The sequence below is a fragment of the Stenotrophomonas sp. 169 genome (genome assembly GCF_014621775.1).
Lineage (GTDB): Bacteria > Pseudomonadota > Gammaproteobacteria > Xanthomonadales > Xanthomonadaceae > Stenotrophomonas.
The window spans coordinates 1,510,678-1,529,034 of sequence record NZ_CP061204.1 but is presented as its reverse complement, the minus strand read 5'-3'; the positions used below and the strand labels follow the sequence as shown (position 1 = coordinate 1,529,034).

Annotated in this window: 16 protein-coding genes; 5 read left to right on the top strand and 11 right to left on the bottom strand. The window is 65.7% G+C overall.

Annotated elements, in window-relative coordinates:
* The first annotated feature begins 3 nt into the window (after window positions 1-3).
* Genes pgaB through pgaD form a run of 3 tightly spaced genes read left to right on the top strand, consistent with a single transcriptional unit; the run spans window position 4 to window position 3,648 of the window.
* Window positions 4-1,896: a poly-beta-1,6-N-acetyl-D-glucosamine N-deacetylase PgaB gene (gene pgaB, locus ICJ04_RS06550; protein WP_188326725.1), complete on the top strand. Its 1,893-nt coding sequence runs from the start codon at window positions 4-6 to the stop codon at window positions 1,894-1,896.
* A 1-nt stretch (window position 1,897) separates the two neighbouring features.
* A complete protein-coding gene (gene pgaC / locus ICJ04_RS06545; RefSeq protein WP_188326724.1) occupies window positions 1,898-3,148 on the top strand; it encodes a poly-beta-1,6-N-acetyl-D-glucosamine synthase in 1,251 nt (416 codons plus the stop codon).
* The gene (pgaD, locus tag ICJ04_RS06540; protein ID WP_188326723.1) at window positions 3,145-3,648 is read left to right on the top strand and encodes a poly-beta-1,6-N-acetyl-D-glucosamine biosynthesis protein PgaD; all 504 of its coding nucleotides are present in this window, start codon (window positions 3,145-3,147) and stop codon (window positions 3,646-3,648) included. The genes pgaC and pgaD overlap by 4 nt, the downstream gene beginning before the upstream one ends.
* A gap of 51 nt (window positions 3,649-3,699) precedes the next feature.
* Here the strand turns inward: pgaD and ICJ04_RS06535 are convergent, their stop codons facing one another.
* Window positions 3,700-4,947 carry a glutamate-5-semialdehyde dehydrogenase gene (locus ICJ04_RS06535; RefSeq protein ID WP_188326722.1) on the bottom strand — a complete coding sequence of 416 codons (1,248 nt, stop codon included), beginning with the start codon at window positions 4,945-4,947 and terminating at the stop codon, window positions 3,700-3,702.
* A gap of 319 nt (window positions 4,948-5,266) precedes the next feature.
* Here ICJ04_RS06535 and ICJ04_RS06530 point away from each other — a divergent pair, with 319 nt between their 5' ends.
* Window positions 5,267-6,703: a hypothetical protein gene (locus ICJ04_RS06530; protein WP_188326721.1), complete on the top strand. Its 1,437-nt coding sequence runs from the start codon at window positions 5,267-5,269 to the stop codon at window positions 6,701-6,703.
* Between the two features lie 44 nt (window positions 6,704-6,747).
* Here the strand turns inward: ICJ04_RS06530 and proB are convergent, their stop codons facing one another.
* From proB to ICJ04_RS06475, 10 genes are all read right to left on the bottom strand, one after another.
* A complete protein-coding gene (proB, locus tag ICJ04_RS06525) occupies window positions 6,748-7,887 on the bottom strand; it encodes a glutamate 5-kinase (RefSeq protein ID WP_188326720.1) in 1,140 nt (379 codons plus the stop codon).
* Between the two features lie 7 nt (window positions 7,888-7,894).
* Window positions 7,895-8,158 (bottom strand): YciI family protein, encoded by a 264-nt coding sequence (locus tag ICJ04_RS06520; protein WP_188326719.1) that lies wholly within the window; start codon window positions 8,156-8,158, stop codon window positions 7,895-7,897.
* Window positions 8,158-9,453: an argininosuccinate lyase gene (argH, locus tag ICJ04_RS06515; protein WP_188326718.1), complete on the bottom strand. Its 1,296-nt coding sequence runs from the start codon at window positions 9,451-9,453 to the stop codon at window positions 8,158-8,160. The genes ICJ04_RS06520 and argH overlap by 1 nt, the downstream gene beginning before the upstream one ends.
* 41 nt (window positions 9,454-9,494) lie before the next feature.
* Window positions 9,495-10,451 (bottom strand): N-acetyl-gamma-glutamyl-phosphate reductase, encoded by a 957-nt coding sequence (gene argC / locus ICJ04_RS06510; protein ID WP_188326717.1) that lies wholly within the window; start codon window positions 10,449-10,451, stop codon window positions 9,495-9,497.
* Window positions 10,448-11,050, bottom strand: coding sequence for a GNAT family protein (locus tag ICJ04_RS06505; protein ID WP_188326716.1), 603 nt, complete (start codon window positions 11,048-11,050; stop codon window positions 10,448-10,450). Before ICJ04_RS06505 ends, argC begins: the two co-directional genes overlap by 4 nt.
* On the bottom strand, window positions 11,047-12,375 hold the full coding sequence (locus ICJ04_RS06500) for an acetylglutamate kinase (protein ID WP_188326715.1): 1,329 nt from the start codon (window positions 12,373-12,375) through the stop codon (window positions 11,047-11,049). The genes ICJ04_RS06505 and ICJ04_RS06500 overlap by 4 nt, the downstream gene beginning before the upstream one ends.
* 73 nt (window positions 12,376-12,448) lie before the next feature.
* Window positions 12,449-13,537 carry an acetylornithine deacetylase gene (locus tag ICJ04_RS06495; protein WP_188326714.1) on the bottom strand — a complete coding sequence of 363 codons (1,089 nt, stop codon included), beginning with the start codon at window positions 13,535-13,537 and terminating at the stop codon, window positions 12,449-12,451.
* 140 nt (window positions 13,538-13,677) lie between these two features.
* Window positions 13,678-14,874: an argininosuccinate synthase gene (locus ICJ04_RS06490; protein ID WP_188326713.1), complete on the bottom strand. Its 1,197-nt coding sequence runs from the start codon at window positions 14,872-14,874 to the stop codon at window positions 13,678-13,680.
* A gap of 60 nt (window positions 14,875-14,934) precedes the next feature.
* Entirely contained in the window at window positions 14,935-15,945 is a 1,011-nt protein-coding gene (locus ICJ04_RS06485) for an N-acetylornithine carbamoyltransferase (protein WP_188326712.1), read from the bottom strand.
* A gap of 295 nt (window positions 15,946-16,240) precedes the next feature.
* Window positions 16,241-16,798, bottom strand: coding sequence for a hypothetical protein (locus ICJ04_RS06475; protein ID WP_188326710.1), 558 nt, complete (start codon window positions 16,796-16,798; stop codon window positions 16,241-16,243).
* A gap of 174 nt (window positions 16,799-16,972) precedes the next feature.
* Between ICJ04_RS06475 and cysS the strand changes: the two genes are divergently transcribed.
* Window positions 16,973-18,349: a cysteine--tRNA ligase gene (cysS, locus tag ICJ04_RS06470; RefSeq protein ID WP_188327226.1), complete on the top strand. Its 1,377-nt coding sequence runs from the start codon at window positions 16,973-16,975 to the stop codon at window positions 18,347-18,349.
* Window positions 18,350-18,357 lie beyond the last annotated feature (8 nt).

Sequence of the window (18,357 nt, the reverse complement as noted above, 5' to 3'; positions counted from 1 at the left end):
CGGATGATCACGATGCGACTGCCGGTGTTGATGATGCTGCTGTTGCTGGCGCTGTGCGCGCCGCTGCAGGCGCAGCAACGCACGGAACTGGATGCGGCCGGCAATGGCCTGCTGGTCCTGAGCTACCACGATGTGCGCGACGACGTCGCCGCCAAGGGCGACCCCGATGCGTACGCGGTGAGTACGCAGAACTTTGCCGCGCACCTGGACTGGCTGTCTGCGCACGGCTATCACCCGGTGTCGCTCAGCCAGCTCGTCAAGGCATCGCGCGGAGAAGCTGCGCTGCCGACGCGGCCGGTACTGTTGACCTTCGATGATGGGCTGTGCAGCGTGTACAGCAAGGTCTACCCGTTGCTGCGCGCCTACAACTATCCCGCCCTGGTGGCCGTGATCACCGACTACGTGGACATGGCGCCCGATCGCACGATCGATTACGGCTACCGCCCGTTCGGCCACGATGACTTCCTCACCTGGGACCAGCTGCGTGAGATGAAGGACAGTGGCCTGATCGAGCTGGCCAGCCATACCGACAACCAGCATCACGGCGTGCAGTCCAACCCACAGGGCAACTCGACCCCGGCGGTGATCACCCGCGCCTACGATCCGGCCAGCGGCACCTATGAGACCGCCGACGCGTACGAGAAGCGCCTGCGCGATGACCTGTCACGCAGCGCCGATCTCATCGAGAAGCACCTGGGCGTGCGCCCGCAGGCCATCGTCTGGCCGTATGCGGCCTACAACCAGCTCAGCAACACGATCGCCGAGCAGCTGGGCATGCCGGTGTCATTCGACCTGGAAGGCCGCAGCACGCCGATCACGCGCGATCTGCACGGACTTGCGCGCCTGCTGGTGACCGGCAATCCCAACGTCACCGGGCTGGCGTTCGAGCTGCGTCGCAATACCAATCTGGATGGCACCCGGGCCCTGCAGATCGACATGGACGCGGTGTATGACGCCGATCCAGCGCAGCTGGCACGCAACCTCGACGTGCTCATCGACCGGGTCAAGAAGATCGGCCCGACCCACGTCTACCTGCAGGCCTTTGCAGACCCCGACGGTAACAACACCGCCGATGCGCTGTACTTTCCCAACCGCCACCTGCCGATGCGCGCGGACCTGTTCAACCGGGTGGCGTGGCAGCTGAAAACACGCGCAGGGGTGAAGGTGTATGCGTGGCTGCCGGTGCTGGGGTTCGAGCTGCCCGACCCGGCGCAGAGGCAGGCGCTGGGCATCGCCAGCCCGGAAAAGGATGGCATGTACCGGATGGACTTCACCCAGCCCGCCGCGCGCCAGATCATCCTGGACCTCTACGAAGACCTGGCGATCAATTCGTACTTCGAAGGCTTGTTGTTCCATGACGATGCGTACGTGCGCGATACCGAGCTCACCGCGCTCGACCAGGAAGGCGCGGACGGTAACCGTACCCAGGCGCTGATCGATTTCACCCTGGCCCTGCGCGACCGTGCGGAGCGCTGGCGGCCCAAGCTGGCTACCGTGCGCAACCTGTATGCCCAGCCGGTGCTGGAACCGCAGAGCGCCGCCTGGTTCGCACAACGCCTTGACCTGTTCAATGCCGCCTACGATCGCACCGCGCTGATGGCGATGCCGTGGATGGAGGGAAGCAAAGATCCCGAGCGCTGGCTGGACCGGCTGGTGGCGGCGGTGCGTGAGCACGACCCCGAGCTGAAGCACACGCTGTTCGAGCTGCAGACGGTCGACTGGCGCACGCAGACGCCTATTCCGGGCGAGCGCCTGCGTGCCCAGGTGCGTCGCCTGCAGGCGCAGGGAGTGCGTCACCTGGCGTGGTACCCGGATGACTTCATCGCCGACAAACCATCCACTGCAGACGCCCGGGCCGCCATGTCCGCACGCAACTTCCCCTATCCGGAGCGGTGACATGGAACACACCCTGGTCTACTACCTGTTCCAGTTCGCCTTCTTCTACCCGATGGTGATGGCGTTCTTCTGGATGTCCGGGGGGCTCTATTACTTCTTCCGCCGCGAGCGGAAATCACGCGACCGCGCTGATCCGCCGCCGATGGCGGAGTATCCGTTCGCCTCGTTGCTGATTCCATGCCACAACGAATCGGACAACCTGGACGACACCATCGGCGCGTCCCTCGCTCAGCGCTACGCGGATTTCGAAGTCATCGCGATCAACGACGGTAGCAGCGACGCTACCGGCGCACGTCTCGATGCACTGGCCGCCGTGCACCCGCGACTGCGTGTGGTGCACCTGGACCGCAACCTGGGCAAGGCCAACGCACTGCGCATGGGTGCGCTGGCGGCGCAGTCGGAGTACCTGATCTGCATCGACGGCGATGCCATGCTCGAAGAGCACGCCATGCACTGGATGGTCTGGCACCTGAACAGTGGTCCTCGCGTGGGTGCGGTGACCGGCAACCCACGCATCCGCAACCGCTCCACCCTGCTTGGCCGCCTGCAGGTCGCCGAGTTCTCCTCGATCATCGGCATGATCAAGCGCGCGCAGCGCGTCTATGGCCGCATCTTCACCATCTCCGGAGTCATCGCCGGGTTCCGACGCACCGCCCTGCACCGTATCGGCTACTGGGCCGATGACATGGTGACCGAGGACATCGACATCAGCTGGCGCCTGCAGCTGGATCACTGGGACATCCGCTATGAGCCCAATGCGTTGGGCTTCATCCTGATGCCGGAAACCCTCGGCGGCCTGTGGAAGCAGCGCCTGCGCTGGGCACAAGGCGGCGTGGAAGTCCTGCTGCGGCACGGCGCCAGCCTGTTCGACTGGCGCAAGCGACGCATGTGGGGCGTGCTGGTGGAGTACATCTTCAGCGTGCTGTGGGCCTACGTGATGCTGCTCATCATCGTGCTCTGGGCGCTCGGCAAGTTCGTCGAACTGCCCCCTTCGCTGTACATCCACACCCTGCTGCCGCAGTGGCATGGCGTGATCCTGGCGCTGGTCTGCCTGTTGCAGTTCGCCAGCAGCCTGATCATCGACCGTCGTTACGAAACCCACATCGGCCGCAATTATTTCTGGGTGATCTGGTACCCGATGGCGTACTGGTTGATCAGCCTGTTCACCACCCTGGTGGCCTTCCCGAAAACCCTGCTCAAGCGGGGCCGCAGGCGCGCCACCTGGGTCAGCCCGGACCGGGGAATACGATGAACGCCAACAAGCCGTCCCGCCGTTTCGACTCGCGCCTGATCCAGAAGCCGCGCCAGCAACCCCGTCTGCAACGCACCGCGTGGGGATTCGTCACCCTCGTGTTCTGGGCCTTTTATTTCTATCTGTGGGCGCCGGTGCTGACGCTGGTTTCCTGGCTGGTGGGGGGGCGCCTGGCCTGGGTGCAGCTGTACGAGCGCAAGCAGCAGCTGGATCCTTTCCTGATCGTCGCACTGCCGGTATTGCTGGTGGGCTGCGCGGCGCTGCTGATCGTGTGGGCGGAATACAATCGCTTCCGCTTTTCGGGCAAGGAGCGGCGTGCCCCGCGCATCGATGTAGCGCATGCGGACATCGCCCGTGACCTCGGCGCCACCGATGCGCTTGCCCGTCAGTTGGCGGGCGCTAAAGCCGTGATGTTGCACATGGATGACGACGCACGCCCGGTGGGTCTGACCGAGCAGCAGCTGCCGGTCACCCCGCTCGGCGAGCGCGCAGCGCGGTGAGCGCAGCCGACAGCAGCCGACTGAAGTCGGCTCTACCGTCGGCTTTGCCACCTACGCGCGGACCTGCCCTTCGCCACGCACGACGAAACGCTCCACGGTCAGCGACTCAAGGCCCATCGGGCCATACGCATGCAGGCGTGTGGTGGAGATGCCGATCTCGCTGCCCAGCCCCAGCTGGCCGCCGTCCGAGAACCGCGACGACGCATTGACCATCACTACCGCCGACCGCAATGCCGTGATGAAGCGCTCGGCGTGCGCGGCGTCGCGGGTCGCGATGACTTCCGTGTGATCGGAAGTGAAGCGCCGGATATGTCCGATTGCCGCGTCCACGTCATCGACCACCTTGACCGCGATCACCAGGTCCAGGAACTCCGCGGCATAGTCATCTTCCGTCGCCGCCACGCTGCCTGGCAGCAACGCCTGTGACGCCACGTCGGCACGCAGCTGGACACCCCGTTCGGTCAGCGCCTTGCCGGCCAACGGCAGGAACACATCGGCGATATCGCGGTGGACCAGCACCGTCTCCAGCGAATTGCACGCGGAGGGCCGGCTGCACTTCCCGTCGACCAGCAGGTCGACGGCCTGCGCCACGTCCGCACTGGCATCCACGAAGAGATGACACACGCCCTTGTAGTGCTTGATCACCGGCACTCGCGCGTGTTCGGCGACGAAGCGGATCAGGCCCTCGCCGCCGCGCGGGATGGCCAGATCGATCAGCTCGTGCAACTGCAGCAGTTCCAGCATCGCTTCCCGGCGCAGGTCGGTCAGCACGGTGACTGCCGCCTCGGGTATGCCTTGGCCGCGCAGGGCGCTGCCCAAGGCCGCAGCAATCGCGGTATTGGAATGGATCGCTTCGGACCCGCCGCGCAGGATCACCCCGTTACCCGCTTTCAGGCACAACGCCGCCGCTTCCGCCGTGACGTTGGGGCGCGCTTCGTAGATCATCGCAATCACCCCCAGCGGGACGCGCACCTTCTGCACGCGGATGCCGTTGGGACGCACCTCGTCGCGGGTGACCTGACCGACCGGATCAGGCAGTCCCGCCACTTCACGCAGCGCCTCGGCCATGGCGAACAGACGCGCCGGATCCAGCGCAAGCCGGTCCAGCATCGCAGTGCCAACGTCCTTCGCGCGTGCCGCCGCGAGGTCGCGCGCATTGGCGGCAAGAATCTGTCCGGCGTGACTCTCAAGCGCGGCAGCCATCGCCTGCAGCAGGGCCGCACGCTGGCCCGCATCCAGGCCAGCCACCACGGTGGCGGCACTGCGGCAGGCACGTGCCTGCTGTTCAATTCCAGACATGGTTGGACCCCGCAGAAGAGCAGAAAAGGCAAAAGGGCGACGGCGTCATGGCAGAACCTGCTGAAGACTGAGGTAGGCACACACTGGCGTCGAGTATAGCGAAGGCTTACCGCGTCAATCCGCGTGCCGTGCCCGCAACCATGACGTTCGCTTCCGGCCTGCCTGGTTGCTGCCTGATCCGATGCCGACGTTCTCGGATGGTCATTTGTTTCCGCCCCCGGCTCAATCGAATGCGCAGCGCCTTTGTGCATGCAATCTTGCAGACGAGCCTCGCAACCGGCAGAACCTGTCTGCCTGACGATGCCAGGAGGAACGACCGATGACGACCAGACCCGTTACAGACACCCCCTCTGTCCCTACCACGGATCTCCAGATCGAACTGACCATTGATTCGGTCACGGTGGCGCCCGAGGGCAATGCCGCGATCGACTTCAAGATCACTGCCAAGGCAAACGTAGCTCACGTGGACGGCTACCAGCTGTGGAGTGAAGACGAATCGGGAGGCTTCTTCCGACACAGCAGCACCAAAGATAACGCTGAAATGCACCAGCGGCCCTTCGGGACGCGCCTATGGTGGGCTCACGCCATACGGCATACGGCAACGACCATGCGGTTCTTCGCCGCCTGGAGTCGGGAGAATCCGGTACGCGTCAGCAACTACGTGGATATCGTGCTGCCAGCACTGCCGGCTCCTACGGAGTTTTCTGCACGAGATGGTGGGTTGAACGTCATATGCACCGGCAGGGCGCTGCCTTACGGAGAAGTACTGCTGCGTCTGGACAAGACGTCCAGCAAGGTTGAGGCGGGGAAAGATGGGACATGGCGCGCCATTATCGACACAGCCCCAGGCACGTACACGGCCAGCGCCCAGTGCCTCGGTGGAACGCTTCCAGACTCGCCCAGGGTCTCTGTGCAGGTGGTGGTGGCCGAAGCCCCCGCCATTCCCTTGCGGCTGCTGTTCCCCGAAGAAGGAAGGAAGATAAGCCGGCTCACCCGCGTCACCGGTACCGCCAGGCCGAAGACGCGGGTAGAGGTGTCGGTGGGCGGCGGTCCGGTCGCTGTCACGGAGGCCAATGCCGGAGGGGCGTGGGAAGTGTCCGAGGCGCGTTCAGACACGCCGGGGCTGGTGGACGTGTTCGTGGAGACCCCGGATACGGGTGAGGCCTTGCGACGCAGTGTGGACGTGGAGTCTTTTCCCGTGTGGGAGGTCACCCACCTGTTCGCCGGACCGATCGTTGACGAAAGCGGACTGGTGACCCGCGCCGGTGCCGTTGCCGAAGGACGCGGCGAGCAAGGAGACACGATCCAATACAGCGCGCGCGGCGAAGAGCCTTGGACCGACCTGGCGACGGTGGGCGAGGACCTGCGCTGGCGGTTCGAACACGTGGCACCACCTCCCCCGCCGCCGCCCTTCCGGATCGGCAGACTCTATCTCCGCTGCCCAGGTGATCCCCTGATTCGTGATTACACGGTAGAACTGCAACCGCCCGTCATCACGTCGCCAGAGGAAGGCGCCGTCACCGGACCCAGCGTGGAATTCAGCGGCTTTGCAGGACTTGCCTTCGATATCGAACTGCCAGATGGATCGAAGCAGCGGGTAAGGCCCGACAAGGAGTACGCCTGGAAGGTCGTACTGGGTCCCTTTGCACCCGGCATACACACCGTGATCGCACGATCTGCCGCAACCAACCACAAGCGGGAGCAGACGCGTCGCACCTTCCTGGTCGAAGACGTCCCAGGTACCGACGACACGTGACCTGACCCGGCGCATGTGCCATCGCGTGGCAGGCCGCAATGCGATCAGAGCAGGACCAGGTCATCACGATGGACCACGCTGCCACCGTAGTTGTATCCCAGCGCAGTTTCGATATCGCGCGAGTGGCGGCCAGCGATACGCCTGACATCGCTGGCCGCATACTGGCTGACGCCGCGCGCGACGCGGGACGCGGCGCCTTCGCAGCGGCTGCGTATCTCCACCATGTCACCCCGGCGGAAATCGCCATCGGCGCCGGTGATACCACCGGGCAACAGCGACGCGCCTTTTGTCCGCATGGCCTGTGCCGCACCGTCGTCGATCCAGATCACCCCGGGCTCGACCGGCGCGTGGCGCAACCAGTACTTGCGTGCCGCCTCGCGGCTCTGTGACGCATGCAGGCGTGTACCGTGCAGCCGGCCCTGCGCAAGGGCACGCACCACATCGCCATCGCGACCGTTGAACAGAATGGTTTCGATGCCCAGCCGCGCCGCCTTGGCGGCGGCCTCCAGCTTGGTGCGCATGCCACCGGTGCCCGCACTGCTGCCGCTGCCACCGGCCATCGCCAGCACCTCGGCGGTGATCTCGCGCACGTCGATGATGGGGCGAGCGCCCGGGTCGCGGCGCGGGTCGGCGCTGTACAAGCCATCGATATCGGTCGCGATGAACAGCACATCGGCGTCGACCAGCGCAGCGACTGTCGCCGCCAGGTTGTCGTTGTCGCCGAGCTTGAGTTCATCCACCGACACGGTGTCGTTTTCGTTGACCACCGGCAGCGCACCGAGCCGCAGCAGTTCAGTCAGCGTGGCACGGGCATTGAGATAGCGACGCCGATTGCGCAGGTCATCGTGGGTGAGCAGGACCTGCGCAACCGGACGCTCGAAGAACCGCTGCCACAGGCCGATCAGCTGCGCCTGGCCGAGCGCGGCGAGCGCTTGGCGGGCGGCCATCGCGGCACCGGCGGCCTCTACCTTCGGCAGGATGGCGCGACCAGCCGCTACCGCACCGGACGACACGATGACCACCTCTCGACCTGCCAGCACGTGGGCAGAGACGAACTGCGCAAGCCCCAATGCGTAGCGCGGCGACAACCCGCCACCATCGGCAGCGAGCAGGCTGCTGCCGACCTTCAACACCGCCCGTCGCCAAGGTGGCAGGGGCTGCTCGACGAAGGGCGATGTACTCATGAGCGGCTCATCGGGTGATCCACTCGTGCACGGTCAGGTCCGACGTCTCCATCGTGACCAGCGGATCGCGCGCGACGATGGCGCGTGCTTCCTCCAGGCTGCCCACATTGCACAGCACATAGGCACCGCCGCTGCTGTCACTGAATCCGCCGGTGAGCTGCAGTTGCCCCGCGTCACGCAAGGCGTCCAGGAACGCCACATGCGGCGGTATGGCCTGCGCGTCGAAATCAGGCCGGCGCAGCGCCACGACCAGATACAGGGTGCCGGCCATCAGCCCAGCGCCTGCCAGCGCGCGCGCAGGGCATCCAGCTGCAGGTCCGCTGCCGCACCGGGCGAGACACGCGCGGCCAGGCTGCCTTCCGGTGTCCGCCCCTGCCCTGCGCTGTCGGCGCCTGCCGCGGCGGCCTTGTAGGCTTCGCGGAACGGCACGCCGGCCACCGCGGCCTCCACCGCCACGTCGGTGGCATACATGCCCGAATCAATGCCCGCCAGCAACTTGTCGTTGCGCCATTCCAGATTGGCCAGCAAGGCGGGCAGCAGCTCCAGCGCAGCGAGTCCGCGGCCGAAGCCGTGGAAAATCGCCCCCTTGGAGCCCTGCAGGTCACGGTGGTAGCCCGACGGCAGCGACAACAGCTGCTCGATCTCGGTACGCGCGGCGGCCACGCTGGCATGGGTGGCGCGCATCAGCTCGATGACATCCGGATTGCGCTTGTTCGGCATGATCGAACTGCCGGTGGTGTACTGCGCAGGCAGTGCGACGAAGCCGAACTCGGCGCTGGTGAACAGCGACAGGTCCCAGGCGATGCGGCGCAGGTCCAGGGTGGCGCTGCCCAGTGCTTCCAGGGCGGCCATCTCGAACTTGCCACGCGACAGCTGCGCGTAGATCGGCGAGATCTGCATGCGCGCAAAGCCCAGCGCCGCCGTGGTGTGCGCTCGGTCCAGCGGCAGGTTGACGCCATAGCCGGCTGCGGTACCCAGCGGATTGGCATCCACCAGTGCATGCGTGTCGCGGGCGCGGATGGCGTTGTCGATGAAGGCTTCGGCCCAGCCCGCCCACCACATCCCAGCCGACGAGACGACCGCGCGCTGGATATGGGTGTAGCCGGGAATCGGCAGGTCTTTCTCCGCCTCGGCACGGTCCAGCGCCACCTTGGCGATCTCCGCGCTCAGCTGGGACACGCGCAGCAGTTTTTCCTTCAGCCAGAGGCGCGTGGCCACCAGCACCTGATCGTTGCGGCTGCGGCCGGTGTGTATCCGGCGGCCTGCGTCGCCCAAGCGCTCGGTGAGGCGCGCTTCGATGGCCGAATGACCATCTTCGTACTGCTCGTCCAGCACGAAGCGTCCGCTGCGGAAGTCGTCGGCCAGTACCTCCAGCTCGCGTTGCAGGCCGGCCAGCTCGTCCGCGCTGAGGATGCCGATGTGCTGCAGTCCCTGCGCGTGCGCTGCACTGGCGGCAATGTCGTGCAGGAAGAATTCGCGATCAAGGATCACGTCATCGCCGGCAAGGAAGGTCTGGATCTTTGCGTCGACCGCGACGCCCGGCTTCTGCCACAGAAGGTCTGCCATGTTGTGCTCCATCGGCGGCCACGGCCGCCTGTCGATGTCAATCAGTGCGGGATCGAGGTGAGTTCGTCGATGCCCAGCGCGAGGTTGAGGTTCTGCATGGCCTGGGTGGCCGCGCCCTTCAGCAGGTTGTCCAGCGTGGCCACCACCACCACCCGCTTGCCGCCCGGCGCCAGGGTGAAGCCACCGATCTGCACGCCATGGCGGCCGGCGATGCGGCTGACCCATGGCGCTTCATCCACCACCTCGATCAAGGGCTCGGCGGCATAGGCATCGGTGAAGCGCGCGACGATCTGTTCGCGGGTCTGCGGCTGGTTGAGCCACAGGTTGACGGTCATGGTGATGCCGCGGAAGTGGGGCGCCACATGCGGCATGAACTCCACCGGCACGCGCAGGTGCGCGGACACTTCGCGCTCATGCACATGGTTGGTGAGTGCGTACGGCATCAGGTTGTCGGCCAGCAGGGCCGGATCGTTCTTGTCGGAAGGCGTGGTGCCGGCACCGGAATACCCCGATACGCCGAAACACTGCGGCGGACCGGCCAGCAGGTCGAGCAGTGGATGGATCGCCAGCTGCATCGCCGTGGCGTAGCAGCCCGGATTGCTGATGTGCTTCTCGCCGTTGTAGCCGCTGCGGGTGAGCTCAGGCAGGCCGTAGTACCAGCTGCCCTCAAAGCGGTAATCGGCCGACAGATCCACAATGACCGTGTCAGGCCTGATCGCCTCCAGCGCAGCCACGAAGGGCGCCGCCAGGCCATTGGGCAGGGCCAGGATCACGGCGTCCACGCCCTTGCCGGCCACCGCGTTGGCGTCCAGGTTCTCGTACTGCAGATCGCCCTCGATCTCCGGATGATGATCGGCCAGGCGCTGCCCTGCCCGCTCGCGCGAAGAGACAAAGGCCAACGCCAGCCGCGGATGAGCGGCGACCAGCTTGATCAGCTCCGCGCCGGTATGGCCGCGGGCCCCGACAATGCCAAGGGTGAAGGTCGTGCTGTCATTCATGAGTGGCTGTCCAGGCGGAACTGCAGGTGGCGCTTCACCCCTGTCCATTCCGCATCGATGATGGAAAAGATGACGGTATCGCGTGGCGTGCCATCGGGATGTCGCCGGTGATTGCGCAGCACGCCATCCTGTTTGGCACCCAGGCGCGCAATCGCCGTGCGCGATGCGTGGTTGAACCAGCTGGTCTCGAACACCACGCTCAGGCAGCCCAGCGTCTCGAACGCATGCTGCAGCAACAGCAGCTTGGCTTCGGTATTCAGGCCGGTGCGCTGTACGCGCGGCGCGTGCCAGGTATAGCCGATGCTCAGCGTGGGAACGCTGGCATCCAACCCGTAATAACGGGTGCTGCCGACGATATCGCCCGCTGCGTCACGGATGACGAAGGGGAGCACGCGGCCTTCTGCCTGCGCCTGCAGCGCCGCGTCCACATACGCCGCCACGTCGGGCGGCGCTGGCACCTGGGTGAACCACAACTGGTCCAACCCGCTGCCCTGCACGGCCTGCTGCAGCCCCGGCACATGCGACGGCTGCAGCGGTTCCAGGCTGACATGGCGGCCGCGAAGCGTGGGCACCTGCACCCAGTGGTCAGCGCTGCTCATCCCTGCAGGCTCGGTGCACGTTGCGCACAATGCTCGACATACGCCCTGATGCGGTCAAAGCCATCCGCACCGTACCAGAACGTCTTCCAGCTGCCCTGCTTGTAGCAGCCATCGGATTCGGCGTAGTAGAAGTGGTTGATCGGGTTGCCGTTGCGAGACCGCCAGAACAGCTGCGGCGTCTCGTCCAGCATGACATTCCAGACCGCACGGCCCAGCCCCTCGCCCTGTGCATCATCGAGCACGGCGAACTTGTCCAGATACACGCCTTCCGCTTCGTCGGTCAGGATCACCGCCGCCCGGTAGTTCTCGCTGACATAGGCACGCAGCAGCCGGGTCCTGTCGAAGTAATCCGCGACCAGCACGCGACCAAAACTGGATTCGATCAAGCCGCGCAGGCGTGGCAGGTCCAGTTCGTCCCACGAGGTGGCGCGCAGCACCTTCTCGCCCTTGCGCACCAGCGTGCCCGATCCTTTATGGGTGAACAGTTCCTTGGCCAGATCGGCCGGCCGGGTGATCGACACCGACGACTCCAGCGGCAGACGATCCAGCAGGTCCTTGATCTGTTCGATCTTCACCTTCATGCCACCGTGGATCCACGGCTGGGTCATCAGGTCGGCGTACTCGGTGGAGAGGTTGATCGAATCGATCACCTTCCCGTCCTCGTCGAGCAGGCCGCCGGTGCCCGTCAGGAAAATGATCTTGTACGGCTGCAGCTCCTGCACCAGCTCGTTTGCCGCGAAGTCCGCGTTGACGTTGAGTATCTGCCCACTGCGCGTTTCGCCCAGGCTGGTGATGACCGGGATCGACCCGGCCCGCAGGCTGGCCTCGATCGGGGCGAGGTTGACCTTGCGGACTTCACCGACCAGACCGTAGACGTCCTGGTCCATGTACTCCGCTTCAAACACGCCACCGGTGATCGAGGTGGCGCGCGCACCGTTCTGCTGCAGCGCCTCGACCAGTCGCAGGTTGGACTGCTGGAACACCTGGCGCACGATCGCCAAGGCCTCCGGCGAGGTCACCCGCAGGCCGTTGACGGTCTGCTTCTCGATGCCGGCCGCGGCCAGTTCGGCATCCAGCTGCGGGCCGGCGCCGTGCAGCACGATCGGCGTCAGGCCGACTTCCTGCAGGAACGACAGCGAAGACGTCAGCGCATCCAGGTCATCGCGCAGCACGGCACCGCCGACCTTGACCACGGCGAAGCGCTTGGCATCGAGCTGCGAGAAGCGCTTGAGGTACTGGCTGATCTCCTTCGCGCTGGCCATGCTGGAAAGCAGGCGCACGATGGTCTGGCGGGTCTGGCGATGAGGCTGGAGGGCTGGGGACATTTCGGTTTCGTCACAGGCGGCTGGGCCGCGTTGCAGGTCCGCCGTACCAATGGCACGACGGCAGTGGAAGTACTCAGGCGCCGGCGCTGATGATCCGGTGCACGGCATCGGTGTAACGCTGCAGTTGCTCCAGCGTCACGAACTCGTCGGCGGTGTGTGCTTGGGCGATGTCGCCCGGGCCGAACACCATCGTGGTGTAGCCACCTGCAGAGAACAGCGACGCTTCGGTCCAGAAGTCCACCGCATTGCCGATCGGCAGGTCCAGTGCATCGGCCACGTCGCGCGCGGCAAGGCGTCGGTTCTCCGCATCGGCGATGTCGCCGGCCGGCAGGCTGGGGCCACGGAAGGTCTCAGTGAACTGCGCCGCGTCCGGTTGGGCCAGCCCGGCAAACGTGGCCAGCAAGGCATCGATATCCATCGACGGCAGCGGCCGGAAGCCGAAACGCACTTCCGCAGCGGGCGCGATCATGTTGGCCTTGATCCCACCTTCCACGCGGCCGATGTTGAAGCGCAGGCCCGTCAATCCGCCGAAGCGCGCCGACGACAGCGACTCCACGTGGTCCAGCGCCCGGTTGCCCCAGCGCATGGCCTGGTGCAGCGCGCTGGCCGCCGCATCCTGCTTGCCCGATGCGTGGCCGGCGCGGCCGGCAAACTGCATCAGCACCGAGCTGATGCCACGGTGGGCCAGCACCGCCTCGCTCATGGTCGGCTCGGCGACCAGCACCGCTTCATAGGGAATGCCGCGCGCCAGGAACGCGGCGATACAGCGCGGATCATTGGCTTCTTCATCGCTGGAGAACAGGAACGCGGCATCGCCGTCGCTGGCATTGGCCGCAGCCACCAACGCCGCCGCTGCACCCTTGATGTCACACACACCGAGCCCCACCACGCGATCGTCCAGGCGCCGCATCACGTGCGGGTCCGCAGTCCAGTGGGGCGAATCCGGCACCGTATCCAGATGCACGTTGAACAGATACTTCGGCGTACCGCGCACCGCATACAGGCTGACCGCTCCGTCGCCGTGGTCGATCACCTCCACCTGGAAGCCAGGCAGGTGGTCACGCAGGTAATCGAAGATCCCCCCCGTGGTGATTGCGCGCGGTGGATTGCGGGTGTCGAAAGACACCAGGGCCTGCAGGTGATCGAGCGTCTGTTCAAGCATGAATCAACAATCCTGTGGAATTCCGCCGGGCATGGCCCGGCGCTACCGGAACGCGTCTGGTGGAGAACCCCCTTCTTGTTGAAGGGGGTGCGCCAACGGCGCGGGGTCAAGGTGGAATGCGTGGGCAGGTCAATCGCTGCTTAACCGCGATTGACCTGCGCATAGACAGTCGAGCTCATGCCGAACAGCTTGATGAAGCCCTCGGCTTCTTCCACGCCCCAATCGGCCGACTGCGCATACGTGGCGCCCTTGGTGTTGAGCAGGTGCGGCGAACGCACGGCCACCGCATCGACACGGCCACCGCGGGTTTCCAGCACGACTTCACCAGTGACCTTGGCCTGCGACGACTTCAGGAACGCTTCGATGTCGGTCTTCAGCGGGTCGTGGTAGAAGCCCTCGTACACCAGCTCCACCCACTTGCGCGCCACGTCCGGCTTGAAGCGGTTCTGCTGTTTGGTCAGCACGGCATCTTCCAGCGCGCGATGCGCGGCCAGCAGCGAGACCAGGCCCGGCGCTTCGAACACGATACGGCCCTTCAGGCCGATCACGGTATCGCCGGTGTACACGCCACGACCCACGCCGTACGGTGCGAACAACGCGTTCAACGTGGCCAGGATCTTTTCACCCGGCAGCGCCTTGCCATCCAGCTCGACCGCTTCGCCGTCAACGAATTTCAGGGTGACCGTCAGCGCCTGCTCCGGCCATTCGCTGCGCGGTGCGCACCAGCCACGGGCCCCTTCGCCCGGCGCTTCCCACCGGTCGATCTCACCACCGGACATGGTCAGGCCCAGCAGGTTCTCGTTGATGGTGTAGGCCTGCTGCTTGGCGCGCACGCCGAAGCCGCGCTCTTCCAGGTACTTCTGCTCGTAGGCGCGGGTCTGGGTGTGTTCTTTCTGGATCTCGCGGATCGGGGCGATGATCTGGTAGTCGCCCAGCGCCTTCACGGCCAGGTCGAAACGCACCTGGTCGTTGCCCATGCCGGTGCAGCCGTGGGCGATGAGGTGGGTACCCAGCTCGGCGGCGCGCTTGAGCGCGGCATCGACGATCAGGTAACGGTCCGACACCAGCAGCGGGTACTGGCCCTGGTAGCCTTCGCCGGCCCAGACGAACGGCTTGACGAAGCCTTCCCAGATCGCCGGGCCACCGTCGACGGTGACATGGCTGGTGACGCCCAGCTCGGCGGCGCGCTTTTCGATGAAGTCGCGCTCTTCATCATCCACGCCGCCGGTATCGGCGAACACGGTGTGCACGTTGTAGCCGCGCTCCTGCAGGTAGGGCACGCAGAAGCTGGTATCAAGGCCGCCGGAGAAGGCGAGGACGACGTCTTTGTTGCTCATGGGGGTAGGATCCTGGTAGCGCCGGGCCGTGCCCGACGGAAGGGTTCAATCAGAAAGAACTCAGCGGCCGGCCAGCGCGGCCATGATCGCCTTCTGCACGTGCAGTCGGTTCTCGGCCTCGTTGATGGCGATGCACTGCGGCGAATCCATCACCGCATCGGTGGCCTTGACGTTGCGGCGGAGCGGCAGGCAATGACTGAAGACGCCATTGTTGGTCAACGCCATCTTCTGCTCGTCGACGATGAAGTGCTTGTAGTTTTCGCGGATCGGCTTTTCCGGCTCCCAGTTGCCAAAGAACGGCAGCGCGCCCCAGCTCTTGGCATACACCACGTCCGCACCGGCGTAGGCACTCTGGATGTCGTGGCTCACCTGCAGCGAGCCACCGTTCTCGGCCACGTTCTGCTCGGCCCAGCCCATGTACCGCTCATCCAGGATGTACTGCTCGGTCGGGCACAGCAGGGTCACGTCCATGCCCATGCGGGTGGCGATGGTCAGCGCGGAATTGGCCACCGCGGTGTTCAGCGGCTTGGGATGGTAGGTCCAGGTCAGCACGTATTTCTTGCCGCGCAGGTCCTGCGTGCCGAAGTGCTCCTGCAGGGCCATCACGTGCGCCAGCTCCTGGCACGGGTGGGTGATGGTCTCCATGTTGATCACCGGCACCGGCGAGTACTTCGCAAAGCTCTTCAGCACGGTGTCTTCGCGGTCGACCGACCAGTCGACGAACTTCGGGAAGGCACGCACGGCGATCATGTCGCAGTACCGCCCCAGCACCTTGGCCACTTCGGCGATGTGCTCTTCGGTGTCGCCATCCATCACCGTGCCGAGGTTGAACTCGATCGGCCATGCGTCCTTGCCCGGCTGCAGCACCACCGCGTGGGCACCCAGCTGGAACGCACCAAGCTCGAAGCTGGTGCGGGTGCGCATGGAGGGGTTGAAGAACACCAGTGCGATCGACTTGCCCTTGAGCTGGTCGCCGAGCTTGTTGCGCTTGAACAGCGCCGCCTGGGTCAGCAGCGCATCAAGCTCGCTGCGGCTCCAGTCCTGGGTGTTCAGGAAATGCTTGAGGGACATCAATCGATCCTTGCGTTGGGCACGGGCGGGGCGGAGCGTCCAGTGCGCGGGGGTGGGAATGAGTGCAGATGTAACTTTTCAGACGCTGAAACGAAAAAACCCAGCCGGGGGGCTGGGTTTTTTACCGAACAGACAGCACGAAGCTCCGGTCACCCAGCGGAAATGTGGGATTCCGGTCGGCGGGCACGCGACGTCATGCCGGTGGCCTGGCGGGCGGCGCTCGTGTCGTGCTGGAAGTCGGTTGCGTTCATTTCCGCCATGGTGGCATGGCCGATGGTGCGGTGCAAGAGGCTGATCAGGGATTTGCGGCGGCGCCCTGCTCGGCCCCCACCCACGGGGTGATCGATACGCGGATCTTCAACCGGTTGCCCGGGTCTTCGGCCAGTCGCGAGCGGTACTTGGTGCCCTTGTAGACGTAATCCACATCGTAGGCGATGGGCCGGCGGAACTCGCGCCCGACCGGGACGATCCGGCAGTCACGGGTAAGCATCGGTGCATTGCTGGACGGCGTCTCGGACGGCGCGACCGGCGGGGCCGCCGGATCCTGCTCGCCCGGCTTGAAGATAGACCGGACCGACTCCCACAGCCGTCCAAACCGCCCCTTGTCTTCCACCGGCTCTTCGCCGGTGACATTCACCGGTGGCAGGTTGCGCGTGGTCACCGGCTCGCAATGCTCCTCGGTGCGTGTCGCACGCAGCGTCTGGAACACCGGCTCGACGTTCAGCACCTGGGCGTAGTCGAACTTCAGATTCTCGACGATCACCACCCGGTTGCGCGGTTCGCCCTCTTCGGACTGGGCCACGGCAGGCCCGGCCAGCAGGCAGGCCAGCGCAGGCAGGAGGGCGGTTCTCATTGGCGAGGGGATCAGATGCACGGTAATAGTGTAGGCAGCACGGACGCCAAGGGGCTGAACATTACCCGTCCGTCGCGCGCGGGGCCACCCCACGCGGTCGCGCGCAATGCCCGGCGGTACCCCGCAGGCCCTTGCAGCGCTAGAATCAACGGCTTGTCCCCCAGTCCTCCCGCCATGACACTGCGCCTGCACAACAACCTGACACGACAGCTCGAAACGTTCACCCCGCTCGATCCTGCCTGTCCGACCCTGTATGTGTGCGGCCCTACTGTCTACAACTACGTGCACATCGGCAACGCGCGCGGACCGGTGGTATTCGGCGTGCTGGCCGACCTGCTGCGCCGCCGCTTCGGCAACCTGCGCTATGCGCGCAACATCACCGACGTGGACGACAAGATCAACACCGCTGCGCGAGAGCAGGGTGTGCCGATCAGCACCATCACCGACCGCTTCGCCGCTGCCTACCGCGACGACATGGCCGCATTGGGCGTGGTACCGCCGGATATCGAGCCGGAAGTCACCGCGCACATGGCGCAGATCATCGCCATGATCGAGCAGCTCATCGCCAACGGCCATGCCTACGCGGCGGAAGGCCACGTCCTGTTCGCCGTGGACACCTTCGAGGGCTACGGCAAGCTGTCGCGCCGCGACCCGGAGGAAATGCTGGCCGGTGCCCGCGTGGAGGTGGCGCCCTACAAACGCGCCGCGGGTGATTTCGTCCTGTGGAAGCCGTCGAGCGACGACCTCCCGGGCTGGGCGTCCCCGTGGGGGCGTGGCCGCCCCGGCTGGCACATCGAGTGTTCGGCAATGGCCGCCGCGCACCTGGGCCCGACCATCGACATCCACGCCGGCGGCGTGGACCTGCAGTTCCCGCATCATGAAAACGAAATCGCGCAGAGTGAGTGCGCGCATGGCGGTAAGGTCTTTGCGCGCTTCTGGCTGCACAACGGCATGCTGAATTTCGGCGGTGCCAAGATGAGCAAATCGCTCGGCAACATCGAACGCGTGCACGACCTGGTGCGCCAGCACCCTCCGGAAGCGCTGCGCCTGGCGCTGCTGTCGGCGCATTACCGGCAGCCGCTGGACTGGTCCGACGCCGTGATCGAGCAAGCAGGACGCACCTTGGACCGCCTGTACGGCACGCTGCGTGATCTGGCCGACGTCGACGCGCAGGCACGGATTCCGGCAGCCATCGAAGCGGCGCTGGATGACGACCTCAACACGCCCTTGGCCCTGGCCGAACTGGCACGCATCGCCGGTGAGGCGCGCAAAGCCGTCGATCCTGCTGCACGCCACCAGCTCAAGCAGGAACTGCTCGGCGCCGGCCTCGCGCTGGGCCTGTTGCAGCAGGATCCGGGCGTGTGGTTCGGCAACGCCGCTGGCGACAGCGACGACGATGCCCGCATCCAGGCCCTGATCGACGCGCGGGCAGCGGCCAAGCAGAACCGCGATTTCGCCCGTTCCGACGCCATCCGCGACCAGCTGGCGGCCGAAGGCATCGTGCTGGAAGACACCGCCCAGGGTGTGCGCTGGGTACGCAAGCGCGCCTGATGGTCCCT